The 15,869-nt window shown below is 71.5% G+C and carries 15 protein-coding genes; 12 read left to right on the top strand and 3 right to left on the bottom strand.

Features of this window, described 5'->3' with window-relative positions; translation table 11 throughout:
* Window positions 1–6: 6 nt before the first annotated feature.
* Window positions 7–789 (bottom strand): enoyl-CoA hydratase/isomerase family protein, encoded by a 783-nt coding sequence (locus ACIOC1_RS20575; protein WP_401311361.1) that lies wholly within the window; start codon window positions 787–789, stop codon window positions 7–9.
* A 354-nt stretch (window positions 790–1,143) separates the two neighbouring features.
* Here ACIOC1_RS20575 and ACIOC1_RS20570 point away from each other — a divergent pair, with 354 nt between their 5' ends.
* Window positions 1,144–1,614, top strand: a complete 471-nt coding sequence (locus tag ACIOC1_RS20570) for an ATP-binding protein (RefSeq protein WP_355339439.1) — start codon at window positions 1,144–1,146, stop codon at window positions 1,612–1,614.
* A 141-nt stretch (window positions 1,615–1,755) separates the two neighbouring features.
* Here the strand turns inward: ACIOC1_RS20570 and idi are convergent, their stop codons facing one another.
* A complete protein-coding gene (gene idi, locus ACIOC1_RS20565) occupies window positions 1,756–2,418 on the bottom strand; it encodes an isopentenyl-diphosphate Delta-isomerase (RefSeq protein WP_355339441.1) in 663 nt (220 codons plus the stop codon).
* Window positions 2,419–2,473: 55 nt separating this feature from the next.
* Window positions 2,474–3,529 carry a cation diffusion facilitator family transporter gene (locus tag ACIOC1_RS20560; protein WP_401311357.1) on the bottom strand — a complete coding sequence of 352 codons (1,056 nt, stop codon included), beginning with the start codon at window positions 3,527–3,529 and terminating at the stop codon, window positions 2,474–2,476.
* Window positions 3,530–3,898: 369 nt separating this feature from the next.
* Here ACIOC1_RS20560 and ACIOC1_RS20555 point away from each other — a divergent pair, with 369 nt between their 5' ends.
* From ACIOC1_RS20555 to ACIOC1_RS20505, 11 genes are all read left to right on the top strand, one after another.
* A complete protein-coding gene (locus ACIOC1_RS20555) occupies window positions 3,899–5,821 on the top strand; it encodes a DUF5941 domain-containing protein (RefSeq protein ID WP_401856104.1) in 1,923 nt (640 codons plus the stop codon).
* Window positions 5,818–6,573, top strand: a complete 756-nt coding sequence (locus ACIOC1_RS20550; protein ID WP_355339445.1) for a phosphocholine cytidylyltransferase family protein — start codon at window positions 5,818–5,820, stop codon at window positions 6,571–6,573. The genes ACIOC1_RS20555 and ACIOC1_RS20550 overlap by 4 nt, the downstream gene beginning before the upstream one ends.
* Window positions 6,561–7,622, top strand: a complete 1,062-nt coding sequence (locus ACIOC1_RS20545) for an iron-containing alcohol dehydrogenase family protein (protein ID WP_355339448.1) — start codon at window positions 6,561–6,563, stop codon at window positions 7,620–7,622. Before ACIOC1_RS20550 ends, ACIOC1_RS20545 begins: the two co-directional genes overlap by 13 nt.
* Window positions 7,600–8,379 (top strand): CDP-alcohol phosphatidyltransferase family protein, encoded by a 780-nt coding sequence (locus ACIOC1_RS20540; RefSeq protein WP_188282694.1) that lies wholly within the window; start codon window positions 7,600–7,602, stop codon window positions 8,377–8,379. Before ACIOC1_RS20545 ends, ACIOC1_RS20540 begins: the two co-directional genes overlap by 23 nt.
* Before the next feature lie 44 nt (window positions 8,380–8,423).
* Window positions 8,424–9,269, top strand: coding sequence for a glycosyltransferase (locus ACIOC1_RS20535; RefSeq protein ID WP_355339541.1), 846 nt, complete (start codon window positions 8,424–8,426; stop codon window positions 9,267–9,269).
* 80 nt (window positions 9,270–9,349) lie between these two features.
* Entirely contained in the window at window positions 9,350–10,279 is a 930-nt protein-coding gene (locus ACIOC1_RS20530; protein ID WP_355339451.1) for an ABC transporter permease, read from the top strand.
* Entirely contained in the window at window positions 10,266–11,075 is an 810-nt protein-coding gene (locus tag ACIOC1_RS20525; RefSeq protein ID WP_355339454.1) for an ABC transporter ATP-binding protein, read from the top strand. The genes ACIOC1_RS20530 and ACIOC1_RS20525 overlap by 14 nt, the downstream gene beginning before the upstream one ends.
* Before the next feature lie 306 nt (window positions 11,076–11,381).
* On the top strand, window positions 11,382–12,272 hold the full coding sequence (gene hpnC, locus ACIOC1_RS20520) for a squalene synthase HpnC (protein ID WP_401855871.1): 891 nt from the start codon (window positions 11,382–11,384) through the stop codon (window positions 12,270–12,272).
* On the top strand, window positions 12,269–13,213 hold the full coding sequence (hpnD, locus tag ACIOC1_RS20515) for a presqualene diphosphate synthase HpnD (RefSeq protein ID WP_355339460.1): 945 nt from the start codon (window positions 12,269–12,271) through the stop codon (window positions 13,211–13,213). Before hpnC ends, hpnD begins: the two co-directional genes overlap by 4 nt.
* Window positions 13,214–13,357: 144 nt before the next feature.
* Entirely contained in the window at window positions 13,358–14,770 is a 1,413-nt protein-coding gene (hpnE, locus tag ACIOC1_RS20510) for a hydroxysqualene dehydroxylase HpnE (RefSeq protein ID WP_391051414.1), read from the top strand.
* On the top strand, window positions 14,767–15,837 hold the full coding sequence (locus ACIOC1_RS20505) for a polyprenyl synthetase family protein (protein ID WP_188282688.1): 1,071 nt from the start codon (window positions 14,767–14,769) through the stop codon (window positions 15,835–15,837). Before hpnE ends, ACIOC1_RS20505 begins: the two co-directional genes overlap by 4 nt.
* The last annotated feature ends 32 nt before the right edge of the window (window positions 15,838–15,869 follow it).

Here is a 15,869-nt window from a genome sequence, read left to right as displayed (position 1 = left end):
ATTGCTTCAGTCCGCTGCCGGGGTCCAGGTGAAGCGCGGCTCGCGGCGTTCGAGGAAGGCGGCGACGCCCTCGGCGGTGTCGCCGCTGAGGGCGGCCTGCCGGGCCCAGTGGGCGGCGCGGGCCGCGTCGTCCGACGCGTCCGCCGTCGCGGTGAACTCCTTCGCGGCGGCCTGCGTGAGCTGCGAGCGCGACCGCAGCACCCCGGCGAAGTCCGTGACCCGCTTGTCCAGCTCGTCCTCCGGCAGCACCTCGTCCACCAGGCCGGTGCGCAGCGCCCGCTCGTCGTCGATCAACTCGGCCGAGAACAGCAGGTGTTTGGCGGTACCGGGCCCCGCGAGCCGCACCAGGCGCCGGGTGGAGGCGGCGCCGTAGACGATGCCCAGGCGCGCGGGCGTGATCCCGAAGCGGGCGCCCCGCGCGGCGAAGCGCAGGTCGCAGGCGACGGCGAGCTGGCAGCCGCCGCCCACGCAGTAGCCGCGTACGGCCGCGATCGTCGGCTTGGGGAAGGCGGCCAGCGCCTCCTCCGCGGCCATGGCGGCGGACTGCGCGCCGCTCGACGAGACGGGGTCGGCGAGGTCGGTGATGTCGGCGCCCGCGCAGAAGGTGTCGCCCGCGCCGGTGAGGACCAGCACGCGGACGGCGGGATCGACCGCGAGGTCGTGGAGGAGTCCCGGCAGCGACTGCCACATGGCCGTCGTCATCGCGTTGCGCCGGGCCGGATTGCTGATCGTCACGGTCGCGGTGCCGTCCGCGGCGCTGACGAGCAGCCCAGGGCCGGAGGTGGACATGCGTGCTCCTTCACGGGGGCGACATGCGCTGGCCGGTGCCGACAGATCCTATCGACCGGCGCGCGGCCGGCCGGGGGCGCACGGCGCCCGCGCCAGGACAGACCGGTACGCCGTGCACGTGCAGATGATCTCGGTCGAAGAGTTCGGGAAGCGTCCGAAGACTGCCGCGAATCGATCGAAAAAACGAAGTCGGCGATCGTTTCCGGTCAAAAATTACAGAAAGGTGCGGACTTACGGTTTCCTGCCTGTTCGGCTCCCGCCGTTACGGACACTCGACCTGTGAGGCGGAAGCTGCCGGGGTTGTCGGCAGGGGCCGCGGGGACACGTCACGCGAAAGCGACGGTGGGTGCGGTCATGGAGGTGCGCGGGAGCGTCCCGCCCGATCAGGCTCCGGCTCCGAGACCGTACGAGGGGGTGTGGCGGTTCACCGCCCCGGCTCTCGACTCGTCCGTGCCCCAGGTGCGGCGCGGGGTGCGCGCCCTCGTCGCCGACCAGGGGGTGCCGATCGACGAGGACCTGCTGTACGGACTGCTGGTCATCGTCTCGGAGCTGGTCACCAACGCGGTGAAGCACGCGGCCGTGCTGTCGCCCGAGATCACCGTCGAGGTCGCGGTCGGCGCCGACTGGATCAGGATCGCCGTCGAGGACAACCACCCGTACCGCCCCAGGGCGCTGGAGGCCGACCACGGGCAGACCGGCGGGCGCGGGCTGCTGCTGGTGAAGACGATCACCGCGGAGGCGGGCGGCCAGTGCGACATCGCGCAGACCGAGACCGGCGGCAAGGTGATTTGGGCGGCGCTCCCGCTGCGGACCACCGCCCTCTGAAACCGCGGCCCGTCCTGCGCTGACCTGCCTGCCCGTCCTGACCAGCGTGCCCGTTCTGCCTGCCCGTCCTGACCTGCGTGCCTGTCCCGCGCTGCCCTGCCCGTCCTGCCCGGTGCCGGACGGGGCCCCGCCGGACGGGGGCTACCAGCCCGCCGTACCGCCGGTGACCTCGCGCACGGTCGGCAGCGCCGCGTCGAGCACCGTCTGGAACCACGCCGAGAAGGGTCCGTCCGCGCGCAGTCGCGCCAGCTCCTGCGGGCCCACGAACGCCGTGTCGTCGATCTCCTCGGGGTCCGGCCGCAGCGCGTCGCCGATCAGCCCGACGAACAGGTGGTTGTACTCCTGCTCCACCAGACCGGAGGCCGGGTCCGGGTGGTTGTAGCGGACCGTGCCCGCCTCGCGCATCAGCACCGGCGCCGCGCCCAGCTCCTCGGCGGTGCGCCGGGCCGCGGCCACGAACGGCTGCTCACCGGGGTACGGGTGCCCGCAGCAGGTGTTGGACCAGACACCGGGGGAGTGGTACTTGCCCAGCGCGCGGCGCTGCAACAGCAGCCGGCCCTCGCCGTCGAAGAGGAACACCGAGAAGGCGCGGTGCAGGCGTCCGGGTGCCTGGTGCGCGGACAGCTTCTCCGCGGTGCCGATGGTCCGGCCGTCCTCGTCGACGAGTTCGAGCAGGATCGGTTCCGCCACGGCTTGACCCGCCGGGGTCTGCTCGGCATCTGCCAGGGTCTGCGCGGCAACACCATTGGGCGACGGTACGGCGGTGGGGGAGCCGGGTCGGCCGGTGGCAGGACTGGTGGGCATGTCCATCCTTCGCTTTCGACGACAGGCCCTCAGTCTGCCTCACTTCGCGTGCCGCTCAGTGGCAGAGCCGCGCCTCGTGCTCCGCGTGCCCGACCGGCTCCAACTGGAAGGTGCAGTGCTCCACATCGAAATGCGTGCCGAGGCAGCCCTGAAGGTCGTGCAGCATCTTCTCGTAGCCGACCGCCTCCAGGACCTCCTGGCTGACCACCACGTGCGCCGACAGCACCGGCATCCCCGAGGTGATCGTCCACACATGCAGATCGTGCAGGCCCTCCACGCCGGGCAGCCCCTCGATGTGGCTGCGGACATCGCCCATGTCAACGCCCTTGGGCGCGGCCTCCAGCAGGACGTCGACGGCCTCGCGCAGCAGCTTCCACGTGCGCGGCACGATCATCAGACCGATCAGCAGCGACGCCACCGGGTCGGCCTGCCGCCAGCCGGTGGTCATGAACACCACGGCCGCCACGATCACCGCGAGCGACCCGAGCGCGTCCGCCATCACCTCGAGGAAAGCGCCCCGCACATTGAGGCTCTCGCGCTGGCCGCGCATCAGCACAACGAGTGACACGGAGTTCGCGACCAGACCGATCGCGCCGAAGACGACGGTGCCGCCGGCGTCGATGTGCTGCGGGCTGATCAGCCGCCGTACGCCCTCGTAGAAGATGAACGCGCCGACGCCGAAGAGCAGCACCGCGTTGAGGACCGCCGCCAGGATCTCGGCGCGCGCGAAGCCGAAGGTGCGGCGCTCGCTGGCGGGGCGGTTGGCGATGTGGATGGCGAGCAGCGCCATCGCGATACCGGCCGCGTCGGTCGCCATGTGACCGGCGTCGGCGAGCAGCGCGAGGGAGTCGGTGACCGCGCTGCCGACCACCTCGACCGCGAGCACGAAGAGCGTGATGCCGAGCGCGATCCGCAGCCGGCCGCGGTACGCGGAACCGGCCGTGCCGTCGGCGCCCGGCCGCAGACCATGGCTGTGGTCGTGACCGTGGCCCTTCTTCCGGCCGCCGTCGCCGTCCTTCCGATCGTCTCCGTCCTTCCGCTCGCCGCCGCGCTCCTGGCCGCCGCTGCGCGTGCGACCTTCGCCGTGGCCGTGCGCGTGGCCTGACCCCATGGCCGCGTCCCCCTCTCGTCGGACCGCCGTGCCATCCGGTGTGCGGCGGTCAGTCAACACCGGTTACCCACCGTGGGCAAGCCGGTACTGGAGACCGTTGTCATGTGCGGTGACCTGCGGTGATGAGGCGCGCAGAAGGGGCGCGGGGAACACCGCCCACCTCACTCGTACGGGTGAGCGCGTCCGTCGTTTGTCCGGGCGCCCGTGATCAACGATGATGATCACGCCGGGCACGCCAAGTTCAGGCGAACGGGCGGTGAACGGTGGCGGACGTGGATCCGATAGCCTCTGCCGTCGTGCCTGGCCCGGACTTGCCGACCGCGGCCCTTACAGGCAAGCCCTTCGCACGCATCCAGGGAGTGAGTTCCTCTGTCGACCGCCATTCTCACCGGCCCGCCCGCCGCGGGATCAGCGTCGCCGCTCGCGGACGACCTGCGGGCGCTGGGATTCCAGGTGGTCGAGGCGGACACGCCCGTCGCCGTCGCCGCGCGGCTCGCCCAGGTGCCCGCCGCCGACCGGGTCGCCGTCGTCGACCGCCGCTTCGTCGGCCACCGGCACGCGCTGCGCCTGGCCCTGACCGACCCGCGCTTCGACACCGCCGCGATTGCGGGCGCCGTGTCCGCGAAGGCCGCAGGCCGCCAGGCGCTCACCGCCGCCGTCACCGGGCTGACCGCGCAGGGCGGCGCCACCGTCCCGTCGCAGACCGCTCCCTCCGTACCGGCCTCGTCCGTATCGGCCCCCGGCGGCACCCTGCTGTCCGCCGCCGACGGCGACACCGCCCCCGCCGCCCGCGCGGCCACCTCGGCCGCCGTCGTCCCCGACGCGCTGGCCGCCGCCCTCGACGCGCAGGGCGCCGCCCCGCACCGCCCCGAGCTGGGCGTCCTCGTCGCGGCCGTCCCCGCCGACGCCGCCGAGCGTGCCGCGGCGGCCGAGGCCGTCGCCGCCGTGGACGAGGAGGCGGTACGGCTGCGCAGCGCGGTGAAGTCCCGCGACGGCTTCTTCACCACCCACTGCATCAGCCCGTACTCGCGCTACCTGGCCCGCTGGTGCGCCCGCCGCGGCCTCACCCCGAACCAGGTCACCACCGCGTCACTGCTGGTCGCGCTGATCGCCGCGGGCTGCGCGGCCACCGGCACCCGGACCGGATACGTCGCGGCGGGCGTCCTGCTGCTCGCCTCGTTCGTCCTGGACTGCACCGACGGCCAGCTCGCCCGCTACTCCCTCCAGTACTCCACGCTCGGCGCCTGGCTCGACGCCACCTTCGACCGGGCCAAGGAGTACGCCTACTACGCGGGCCTCGCGCTCGGCGCCGCCCGCGGCGGCCACGACGTATGGGCGCTCGCGCTCGGCGCGATGGTCCTCCAGACCTGCCGCCATGTCGTCGACTTCGCCTTCAACGAGGCCAACCACGACGCCACCGCCAACACCAGCCCCACCGCCGCGCTGTCCGGCAGGCTCGACAGCGTCGGCTGGACGGTGTGGGTACGGCGGATGATCGTGCTGCCGATCGGCGAGCGCTGGGCGCTGATAGCCGTGCTCACCGCGGTCACCACCCCGCGCGTCACCTTCGTCGTCCTGCTGGTCGGCTGCGGCCTCGCCGCCTGCTACACCACCGCGGGCCGCGTCCTGCGCTCACTCACCCGCAAGGCGCAGCGCACCGACCGGGCCGCCCAGGCGCTCGCCGACCTCGCCGACAGCGGGCCGCTCGCCGAGGCCGGGGCCCGGATCCTGCGCCCGCTCGCCGGTCGTATGCCGTCCTTCGCGGCGCCCGCGGTCGCCCTGCTCGGCGCCGCCGCGGTCACCGCCACCGCGGCGCTCTCCTCCCGGGGCAGCTGGTGGCCGCCGCTGGTGGCCGTGGTCTACGTCCTGACCTCGTCCTTCGCCGTCTCCCGGCCGCTCAAGGGGGCCCTGGACTGGCTGGTCCCGCCGATCTTCAGGGCCGGTGAGTACGGCACGGTGCTGGCTCTCGCGGCCGTCTCCGGGGTAAACGGGGCGTTGCCCGCTGCTTTCGGCCTGGTGGCCGCGGTCGCCTACCATCACTACGACACGGTGTACCGCATCCGCGGCGGCACCGGGGCGCCGCCGCGGGCCCTGGTACGGGCGGCCGGTGGACACGAGGGCCGCACCCTGGTGGTCGCCCTCCTGGCCGCCGTCGCACACCACACAGGCTTCACGGTCGCGCTGACGGTGCTCGCCGCGGCGCTCGCGCTGCTGGTCCTCACCGAGAGCGTCCGCTTCTGGGTGTCCGCAGGGGCTCCCGCTGTACACGACGAAACAGGAGAACCCGCATGATCGGCCTCGTGCTGGCGGCCGGCGCCGGAAGACGCCTGCGCCCCCACACCGACACCCTGCCCAAGGCACTGGTGCCGGTCGTCGGTCCCGAAGGGGCTGCGGACAGCCTGACCGTCCTGGACCTCACCCTGTCCAACTTCGCGGAGATCGGCCTGACCGAGGTCGCCGTCGTCGTCGGCTACCGCAAGGAAGCGGTCTACGCGCGCAAAACGGCGCTGGAGGAGAAGTACGGCCTCACCCTCACCCTGATCGACAACGACAAGGCCGAGGAGTGGAACAACGCCTACTCCCTGTGGTGCGCGCGCGACGTCCTCAGGCACGGGGTGATTCTGGCCAACGGCGACACCGTGCACCCGGTGTCGGTGGAGAAGACCCTGCTGGCCGCGCGCGGCGGCGGCAAGCGGATCGTGCTGGCCCTGGACACCGTCAAGCACCTCGCCGACGAGGAGATGAAGGTCGTCGCGGAGCCCGGCAGGGGAGTGCGGCGGATCACCAAGCTGATGGACCCGGCCGAGGCCACCGGTGAGTACATCGGCGTCACCCTCATCGAGGGCGAGGCGGCGGCCGAGCTGGCCGACGCGCTGAAGACCACCTTCGAGCGCGACCCCGACCTGTACTACGAGGACGGCTACCAGGAGCTGGTCAACCGCGGCTTCACCATCGACGTCGCCCCGATCGGTGACGTCGCCTGGGTCGAGATCGACAACAACGACGACCTCGCCAAGGGGCGGGTGATTGCGTGCCAGTACTGACCAGGCTCATCCCCTCCCCGGTCGTCGTCGACATCAGGGGCGGCGCGATCGCCGACCTGGCCGTACTCCTGGCCGATCAGCGGATCTCCACCTCCGGCAAGCTCGCCTTCGCCGTCAGCGAGGGCTCCGGGCTCAAGCTGCGCGACCGGCTGGCCCCCGAGCTGCCCGGCGCGGACTGGTACCCGGTGCACGGCGGCACCATCGACGCGGCCGTGAAGCTCGCCGACTCCATGCGCGGCAAGCGCTACGACGCGGTCATCGGCCTCGGCGGCGGCAAGATCATCGACGTCACCAAATACGCCGCCGCGCGGGTGGGCCTTCCCATGGTCGCGGTCGCCACCAACCTCTCGCACGACGGCCTGTGCTCACCGGTCGCCACCCTGGACAACGACAACGGGCGCGGCTCCTACGGTGTCCCGACGCCGATCGCGCTGGTCATCGACCTCGACGTGATCCGCGAGGCACCCGCCCGCTACGTCAGGGCCGGCATCGGCGACGCGATCTCCAACCTCTCCGCGCTCGCGGACTGGGAGCTGTCCCACCGCGAGAACAGCGAGCCGATCGACGGCCTGGCCGCGGCGATGGCCAGGAGCGCCGGCGAGTCCGTGCTGCGGCACCCCGGCGGCATCGGCGACGACGACTTCCTGGTCACGCTCTCCGAGGGCCTGGTGCTGACCGGCATCGCCATGTCGATCAGCGGCGACACCCGCCCGTCGTCCGGCGCGTGCCACGAGATCAGCCACGCCTTCGACCTGCTCCACCCGCAGCGGGCCGCCGCCCACGGCGAGCAGGTCGGCATCGGCGCCGCCTTCGCGATGCACCTGCGCGGCGCGCGCGAGGAGTCGGGCCTCATCGCCGAGACCCTGCGCCGTCACGGACTGCCCGTTCTCCCCGAGGAGATCGGCTTCACGGAACCGGAGTTCGTCGAAGCGGTGCGCTACGCGCCGCAGACCCGCCCCGGCCGCTTCACGATCCTGGAACACCTGGACCTCTCCGCCACCGAGATCAGGGACGCATACGCCGACTATGTCAAAGCCATCAGTAGCTGAACTGCGCCCGGTCGTTCACCCCCCGGGGGTCAAGGACCGCCGCAGCGGCGAACACTGGGCCGGCCGGCTCTACATGCGTGAGCTGTCGCTGCGCATAGACCGGCACCTCGCGCCCACCCGCGTCACGCCCAACCAGTTGACGTACCTCATGACCGTCTTCGGCGTCCTCGCCGCCCCGGCGCTGCTGGTGCCCGGGATCGCGGGCGCCGTCCTCGGCGTGCTGATGGTGCAGCTCTACCTGCTGCTGGACTGCGTGGACGGGGAGATCGCCCGCTGGAAGCAGCAGTTCTCGCTGTCCGGCGTCTACCTCGACCGCGTCGGCGCCTACCTGTGCGACGCCGCCGTCCTGGTCGGCTTCGGACTGCGCGCCGCCGACCTGTGGGGCAGCGGCCGGATCGACTGGCTGTGGGCGTTCCTCGGCACCCTCGCCGCGCTCGGCGCGGTGCTGATCAAGGCCGAGACCGACCTCGTCGGGGTCGCCCGGCACCAGGGCGGGCTCCCGCCGGTCAAGGAGGCGGCGTCCGAGCCGCGCTCCTCCGGAGTGGCGCTGGCCCGCAAGGCCGCCGCCGCGCTGAAGTGGCACCGCCTCGTGCTGGGCGTCGAGGCGTCCCTGCTCATCCTGCTGCTCGCGATCGTGGACCAGGCGCGCGGCGACCTGTTCTTCACCCGGCTCGGCGTCGCCGTGCTGGCGGGCATCGCGCTGCTCCAGACCCTGCTGCACCTGGTCTCCGTCCTCGCCTCCAGCAGGCTGAAGTGAGCACGCAGGGGACGCCGCTGCGCGTCGGCGCGATCATCATCACCATGGGCAACCGCCCCGCGGAGCTGAACGACCTGCTGGACTCGGTCGCCAAGCAGCAGGGCCCGCCGGTGACGGTCGCCGTGGTCGGCAACGGGTCACCGCTGCCGCCGCTGCCCGCCGAGGTGCGCACCGCGGAGCTGCCCGAGAACCTGGGCATCCCCGGCGGGCGCAACGTCGGCATCGAGATGTTCGGCCCCGGCGCCGAGGAAGTGGACGTCGTCCTCTTCCTGGACGACGACGGGCTGCTGCCGGGCGACGACACCGCGGAGCTGGTCAGGCGGGCCTTCGAGGCCGACCCCGAGCTGGGCATCATCAGCTTCCGGATCGCCGACCCCGAGACCGGGCAGACGCAGCGCAGGCACGTCCCCCGGCTGCGCGCCGCCGACCCGATGCGGGACTCGCGGGTCACCACCTTCCTGGGCGGCGCGTGCGCCGTGCGCAGCCGCGTCATCCAGCAGGTCGGTCCGCTGCCCGCCGAATTCTTCTACGCGCACGAGGAGACAGATCTGGCCTGGCGCGCTCTTGACGCGGGTTGGCTGATCGACTATCGGCATGACATGGTGCTGTTCCACCCGGCGACCTCACCCGCCCGGCACGCGGTGTACCACCGGTTGGTGGCCCGTAACCGGGTGTGGCTGGCCCGGCGCAATCTGCCCTGGCCGCTGGTCCCGGCGTACCTCGGCGTCTGGTTCGCGCTGACGCTGGTGCGCCGGCCGTCCGGGCCGGCGCTGCGAGCGTGGCTCGGCGGATTCCGTGAGGGATGGACAACCCCCTGCGGTCAACGGCGGCCGATGCGCTGGCGGACCGTCTGGAGGTTGACCCGGCTAGGCCGACCCCCGATCATCTGACAAGCTCGGACCTGAGAGCATCAGGCGCAGCCCGGGATTCCCCTGCCCCGGCGCGCACCTTGAGGACGAAAGTGTCAACTGTGAGCGAGACAACGCACAATGGTGCGGTCGCCGTCGGTGTCCCCCCGGCACCCACGGCCGATGACGGCCTCAGCCCCGCCCAGGTAGCGGCCAAGTACGGCTTGTCCGTCAGTGGCGCCCGGCCTGGCCTGGTGGAGTACACGCGGCAGCTCTGGGGCCGTCGACATTTCATCAACGAGTTCGCCAAGGCGCGCACCCAGGCGCAGTACACCCAGGCCCGCCTCGGCCAGCTCTGGCAGGTGATGACGCCCCTGCTGAACGCGGCGGTGTACTACCTGATCTTCGGTCTGCTGATCGGCACCAGCAAAGGCATCGACAACTTCATCGCCTTCCTGGTCACCGGCATCTTCATCTTCACCTTCACGCAGTCCTCGGTACTCAGCGGCGTGCGCGCGGTGTCCGGCAACCTCGGTCTGATCAGGGCGCTGCACTTCCCGCGCGCCTCGATGCCGATCGCCTTCACGCTGATGCAGCTCCAGCAGCTCATCATGTCGATGTTCGTCCTGCTGGCGATCGTGCTGATGACCGGTGAGGTGCCGAACGCCTCCTGGCTGCTGATGTTCCCCGCGCTGATCACGCAGTGGGTCTTCAACACCGGCCTGGCGCTGATCGTGGCGCGGCTGGGCAGCAAGATGACGGACCTGGCGCAGCTCATGCCGTTCATCCTGCGCACCTGGATGTACATGTCCGGCGTCATGTACAGCATCGAGAAGCTGACCAGCGACGCGCCGCACTTCGTACGCATCCTGCTCGACATCAACCCGGCCGCGGTCTACATCGATCTGATGCGCTTCGCGCTCATCGACAGCGTGACCTCCTCCCAGTTGCCGCCGCACGTGTGGGCGTCCGCGGTCGGCTGGGCCGTGCTGGTGGGCGTCGGCGGCTACGTCTACTTCTGGAAGGCGGAGGAGCAATATGGCCGTGGCTGAGCAGCAGAGCGTCGAGAGGGCACAGCAGCCCTCCGACAGCCGCGTTCCCACCGTGATAGTGGACGACGTGCACATCGTCTACACGGTGCACGGCGCGGGCACCGGCAAGGGCAGCGCGACCGCCGCCCTGGGCCGGCTGATCTCCCGCAAGGGCTCGCCGAACGTCCGCCGGGTGCACGCGGTCAAGGGCGTCAGCTTCACCTCGTACCGCGGTGAGGCGATCGGCATCATCGGTTCCAACGGCTCCGGCAAGTCGACGATCCTGCGCGCCATCGCGGGTCTGCTGCCGCCGGAGCGCGGGAAGATCTACACCGACGGCCAGCCGTCGCTGCTGGGCGTCAACGCGGCGCTGATGAACGACCTCACGGGTGAGCGCAACGTCATCCTGGGCGGTCTGGCCATGGGCATGACGCAGGACGAGGTGCGCCGCCGCTACCAGGGGATCGTCGACTTCTCGGGCATCAACGAGAAGGGCGACTTCATCTCGCTGCCGATGCGGACGTACTCCTCCGGCATGGCGGCGCGCCTGCGGTTCTCGATCGCGGCGGCCAAGAACCACGACGTGCTGATGATCGACGAGGCGCTGGCCACCGGCGACCGCGCGTTCCAGCGCCGGTCAGAGGCCCGGATCAGGGAACTGCGCAAGGAAGCGGGCACGGTCTTCCTCGTCAGCCACAACAACAACTCCATCCGCGACACGTGCGACCGCGTGGTGTGGCTGGAGAAGGGCGAGCTGTTGATGGACGGTCTGACCGATGACGTGCTCAAGGCGTACGAGGAGCACACCGGCAAGTAGCGTTCCCTGCCTGCTCGCAGGCGTACGAGGTCCCCGTCGGACGATCCGGCGGGGACCTTGTATGTCAATCCCACCACGTGTCACGCCCCCGGCGTACGCCGCAGCATCACCGGTCGTAAGCTGTACCGGTGCTGGGAGCCTGGAGATGATCGAAACCGCTGACCGACACCCGGGTGCGACACCCGGTGCGGCGTGTCCGAAATGGGAAGTATCTGCTGGGCGGTGTAGAACGGGGGGTGTGGCGGCCATGATGATCGGGACCATCCTGCTCCGGGGCACGCTCGCCGCCTGTGTGCCGGGAAGAGCATGGTGACCGGGGACGCCGAGTCCCGGGCCGTCCTGGACAAGGCCGCGCGCGAGAACTTCCCCGTGGCACCGGTGTTCCTGCCGCGTGCCTGGCGCCGGGACCTGATGGCGGTGTACGGATTCGCCCGGCTGGTGGACGACATCGGCGACGGCGACCTGGCGGGGGGCGGCCGGGAGGACGCGCTGCGACTCGGACTGTCCGCCGACTCCGCCGACGACCGGCTCGCGATGCTGGACGCCTTCGAGGCCGACCTCAACCGCGTGTTCGACAGCACTCCCCGGCACCCGCTGCTGCTCGCGCTCCAGCCCACCGTCCGCCGCCACGACCTCAGCCCCGAGCCCTTCCTCGGTCTGATCGCCGCCAACCGGCAGGACCAGCAGGTGCGGCGGTACGCGACCTACGACGACCTGCTGGCGTACTGCGAATTGTCCGCCAATCCGGTCGGCCGGCTGGTGCTGTCCATCACCGGCACCTCGACGCCCGAGCGCGTCCGGCGCTCGGACGCGGTCTGCACCGCGCTCCAGATCGTGGAGCATCTCCAGGACGTGGCCGAGGACCTCGGCCGCGACCGGATCTATCTGCCCGCCGAGGACATGAAGCGTTTCTCGGTCGAGGAGGCCGATCTCGCCGCCGCGACGGCCGGCGCACAGGTGCGCGCCCTGGTCGCGCACGAGGCGGAACGCGCCGGATACTTGTTGGATGAAGGTACCCCCCTGGTGGGCAGCGTCCGTGGCAGGCTCAGGCTGCTGCTCGCCGGATTCGTCGGCGGCGGCCGTGCCGCGCTGAAGGCGGTCGAAGCGGCGGGGTACGACGTACTGGCGGTATCGCCGAAAGCCACCAAGCCCAGCCTGCTGCGCGAGGTGGGGTCGACATTGCGAAGAGAGGGGTGAGCCGGACCGTGAACGGTTCCGCCCACACGTCCGGTCCCGTGCTCGCGGCCTACCGCTACTGCGAGGCTGTGACCGGCCACGAGGCCCGCAACTTCGCGTACGGCATCCGCCTGCTGCCCGCCCCCAAACGGCAGGCGATGTCCGCGCTGTACGCGTTCTCCCGCCGGGTCGACGACATCGGCGACGGTGAACTGCCGCCGCGGGAGAAGGCCGAGCGGCTCGACGGCACCCGCGCGCTGCTCACCCGCGTCCGCGCGGGAGAGGTCGCGGAGGACGACACCGACCCGGTCGCGGTCGCGCTCGCCGACTCCGCGCGCCGCTTCCCGCTGCCGCTCGAAGGGCTCGACGAACTCATCGACGGCGTCCTGATGGACGTCCGCGGCGAGACGTACGAGACCTGGGACGACCTCGCCGTGTACTGCCGTTGCGTGGCCGGCGCGATCGGACGGCTCTCGCTTGGCGTGTTCGGCACCGCGAATGGGCACGATCATGCGCGTGCCGCAGAATATGCCGACACGCTCGGCCTCGCCCTACAACTCACCAACATCCTCCGGGACGTCCGCGAGGACGCCGCGAACGGACGGACGTACCTGCCCGCCGAGGATCTCGCCAAGTTCGGCTGCGCGGCCGGTTTCCACAGCGATACCGCGCCGCCCGGCTCCGACTTCCCCGGCCTGGTGGAATTCGAAGTACGGCGCGCCCGCGCCCTGTTCGCCACCGGATACCGGCTGCTCCCGATGCTCGACCGGCGCAGCGGCGCTTGCGTCTCGGCCATGGCCGGGATCTACCGCAGGCTGCTCGACCGGATCGCCGCCGACCCCGAGGCCGTCCTGCGCGGCCGGGTGTCACTGCCCGGACGGCAGAAGGCGTACGTCGCCGTCCGCGGCCTCGCGGGGCTCGACGCCCGCCGTACCGCCCGCTCCCCACGAGGTGACGCGTGAGACCGTCCCGCGACGGCGCGGGTCCGCGCGCACGGCACGGGGCACGGTACGCGCACGACGAGGCAACCACCGGGACACGTACGGCGTCACTGCCAGCAACGGTTCGCCGTGCTGGACACGGCGGGGCCGAAGGGGGGAGGACGCATGACCGCGCATGAGCGGATCACCACCGACGGCGGCGGCATGCGCACCGCCGTCGTGGTCGGCGGCGGACTCGCCGGTACGACGGCCGCGCTCGCGCTGGCCGACGCCGGGGTGCGCGTCACCCTCGCCGAGGCCAGACCCCGGCTCGGCGGCCTCGCCTTCTCCTTCAAGCGCGGCGAGTTGACCGTCGACAACGGCCAGCACGTCTTTCTGCGCTGCTGCGACGCCTACCAGTGGTTCATCGACCGGATCGCGGCCCGCGACCTGGTGACCCTTCAGGACCGGCTGGACGTACCGGTCCTGGAGGCCGACACGCTCCGGCTGGGGCGGCTGTCCAGGACCGCGCTGCCGGTGCCCCTGCACCTGGCCGCGAGCCTGCTCCGCTACCCGCATCTGAGTCCGCGTGAGCGGGCCTCGGTGGGCCGCGCCGCGCTCGCGCTGGGCCGCCTCGACCTGGACGACCCGGCCCTGGACCGTACGGACTTCGCGAGCTGGCTCAGCGCGCGCGGGCAGTCGGCGCGCACCATCGAGGCGCTGTGGGACCTGGTCGGTGTGGCCACGCTCAACGCGCGGTCGGCCGACGCCTCGTTGGGCCTGGCCGCGAAGGTCTTCAAGACCGGACTGCTCTCCGACCCGGGGGCCGCCGACATCGGCTGGGCCTCGGCGCCGCTGGGCGACCTGCACGACGGCCGGGCCCGCGCCGCGCTGGACACCGCGGGCGTACGCACCATGCTGCGCTCCCGTACCACCGGCATCAAAGAGGCGGCGGACGGCGGCTGGCACGTCTCGATCGAGACCGGACCGGGACGCGGCGAGCAACTCGACGCGGACATCGTGGTGTTGGCGGTCCCGCAGCGCGAGGCGCACGGCCTGCTGCCCGCCGGATCGCTCGAAGATCCGGAAAAGCTCTTGCGCATCGGTACCGCTCCGATCCTCAATATGCATGTGATCTACAACAGACAGGTGCTCCGACAGCCGTTCTTCGCGGCACTCGGCAGCCCCGTCCAGTGGGTCTTCGACCGCACCGTCAGTTCCGGGCTCACCGGCGGCGGTCAGTACGTGGCCGTGTCCCAGTCGGCGGTGGAGGACGAGATCGACCTCCCCGTGGCCGAGTTGCGCGCCCGCTACCTGCCCGAGCTGGAACGGCTGCTGCCCGCGGCCCGCGGCGCGGGCGTCCGCGACTTCTTCGTCACCCGGGAACGCACCGCGACCTTCGCGCCCACTCCGGGTGTCGGGAGCTTGCGGCCCGGTCCGGTGACCCGCGCCCCCGGCCTCTACCTGGCCGGGTCGTGGACCGCCACCGGCTGGCCCGCGACCATGGAGAGCGCGGTGCGCAGCGGCCTGCACGCCTCCCGAGAAGCGTTGTCCGCGCTCGGGATGCCATTCGACAACGGCGTCCTGGAGGCGGCATGAGTGCTATTGGTGCAACCAGAGGAGAGAACGTGACCGCCACCGGCGTCATCGAACTGCTGGAAAACGGCCGCATCCTGACCACACCCGTACTGCGCGCGGCCGTGGCCCGCCTCGCACCCCCGATGGACACCGTCGCCGCCTACCACTTCGGCTGGATCGACGAGGCGGGCCGCCCCGCGGACGGCGACGGCGGCAAGGCCGTACGCCCGGCGCTGGCCCTGCTGTCCGCGGAGGCCGCGGGCGCCTCGGCCGAGACGGGCGTACCCGGCGCCGTCGCCGTGGAGCTGGTGCACAACTTCTCGCTGCTGCACGACGACCTGATGGACGGCGACGAGCAGCGGCGGCACCGCGACACGGTATGGAAGGTGCACGGTCCCGCCCAGGCGATCCTGGTCGGCGACGCGCTCTTCGCGCTCGCCAACGAGCTGCTGCTGGAACAGGGCACGGTCGACGCCGGCCGGGCCACCCGCCGGCTGACCACCGCCACCCGCAAACTGATCGACGGTCAGGCGCAGGACATCTCCTTCGAGCACCGCGAGCGGGTCACCGTCCAGGAGTGCCTGGAGATGGAGGGCAACAAGACCGGCGCGCTGCTGGCCTGCGCGTCCTCCATCGGCGCGGTGCTCGGCGGGGCCTCGGAGTCCGACGCCGACGCGCTGGAGGAGTACGGCTACCACCTGGGGCTCGCCTTCCAGGCGGTGGACGACCTGCTGGGCATCTGGGGCGACCCCGCGGCCACCGGCAAGCAGACCTGGAGCGACCTGCGGCAGCGCAAGAAGTCGCTTCCCGTGGTCGCCGCGCTCGCCGCGGGAGGGTCCGCGTCGGAGCGCCTGGGTGAACTGCTCGCGGCGGACGCGAAGAATCCTGAAACCGGTGCCTTCAGCGAGGAAGAGTTCGCTATGCGCGCGGCGTTGATCGAAGAGGCCGGTGGACGTGAGTGGACCTCCCAGGAGGCCAGGAGGCAGTACGCGACCGCCATCGCCGCGCTGGACAAAATGGACATGCCGGAACAAATTCAACGTAAGCTCGTTGGTCTCGCGGATTTTGTGGTGGTCCGCGAGAAATAAAGAGAACGACAGAACGAAACGTGGAGCGCTAA

This window comes from Streptomyces sp. NPDC088197 (assembly GCF_044741185.1).
In the GTDB taxonomy this organism is placed as follows: Bacteria; Actinomycetota; Actinomycetes; order Streptomycetales; family Streptomycetaceae; genus Actinacidiphila.
The sequence above is the reverse complement of the archived record's forward strand: the minus strand, read 5'-3'. Positions and strand labels throughout refer to the sequence as shown.

What these genes read in the sequence shown, in the direction of transcription:
- ACIOC1_RS20550 (WP_355339445.1), top strand. Translation starts at nt 5,818, where the DNA reads ATGATCGGCCTCGTGCTGGCGGCCGGCGCCGGAAGACGCCTGCGCCCC.
- hpnC (WP_401855871.1), top strand. Translation starts at nt 11,382, where the DNA reads ATGGTGACCGGGGACGCCGAGTCCCGGGCCGTCCTGGACAAGGCCGCG.
- ACIOC1_RS20560 (WP_401311357.1), bottom strand. Translation starts at nt 3,529, where the DNA reads ATGGGGTCAGGCCACGCGCACGGCCACGGCGAAGGTCGCACGCGCAGC.
- ACIOC1_RS20525 (WP_355339454.1), top strand. Translation starts at nt 10,266, where the DNA reads ATGGCCGTGGCTGAGCAGCAGAGCGTCGAGAGGGCACAGCAGCCCTCC.
- idi (WP_355339441.1), bottom strand. Translation starts at nt 2,418, where the DNA reads ATGCCCACCAGTCCTGCCACCGGCCGACCCGGCTCCCCCACCGCCGTA.
- hpnE (WP_391051414.1), top strand. Translation starts at nt 13,358, where the DNA reads ATGACCGCGCATGAGCGGATCACCACCGACGGCGGCGGCATGCGCACC.
- ACIOC1_RS20540 (WP_188282694.1), top strand. Translation starts at nt 7,600, where the DNA reads ATGTCAAAGCCATCAGTAGCTGAACTGCGCCCGGTCGTTCACCCCCCG.
- ACIOC1_RS20505 (WP_188282688.1), top strand. Translation starts at nt 14,767, where the DNA reads ATGAGTGCTATTGGTGCAACCAGAGGAGAGAACGTGACCGCCACCGGC.
- ACIOC1_RS20535 (WP_355339541.1), top strand. Translation starts at nt 8,424, where the DNA reads ATGGGCAACCGCCCCGCGGAGCTGAACGACCTGCTGGACTCGGTCGCC.
- ACIOC1_RS20570 (WP_355339439.1), top strand. Translation starts at nt 1,144, where the DNA reads ATGGAGGTGCGCGGGAGCGTCCCGCCCGATCAGGCTCCGGCTCCGAGA.
- ACIOC1_RS20575 (WP_401311361.1), bottom strand. Translation starts at nt 789, where the DNA reads ATGTCCACCTCCGGCCCTGGGCTGCTCGTCAGCGCCGCGGACGGCACC.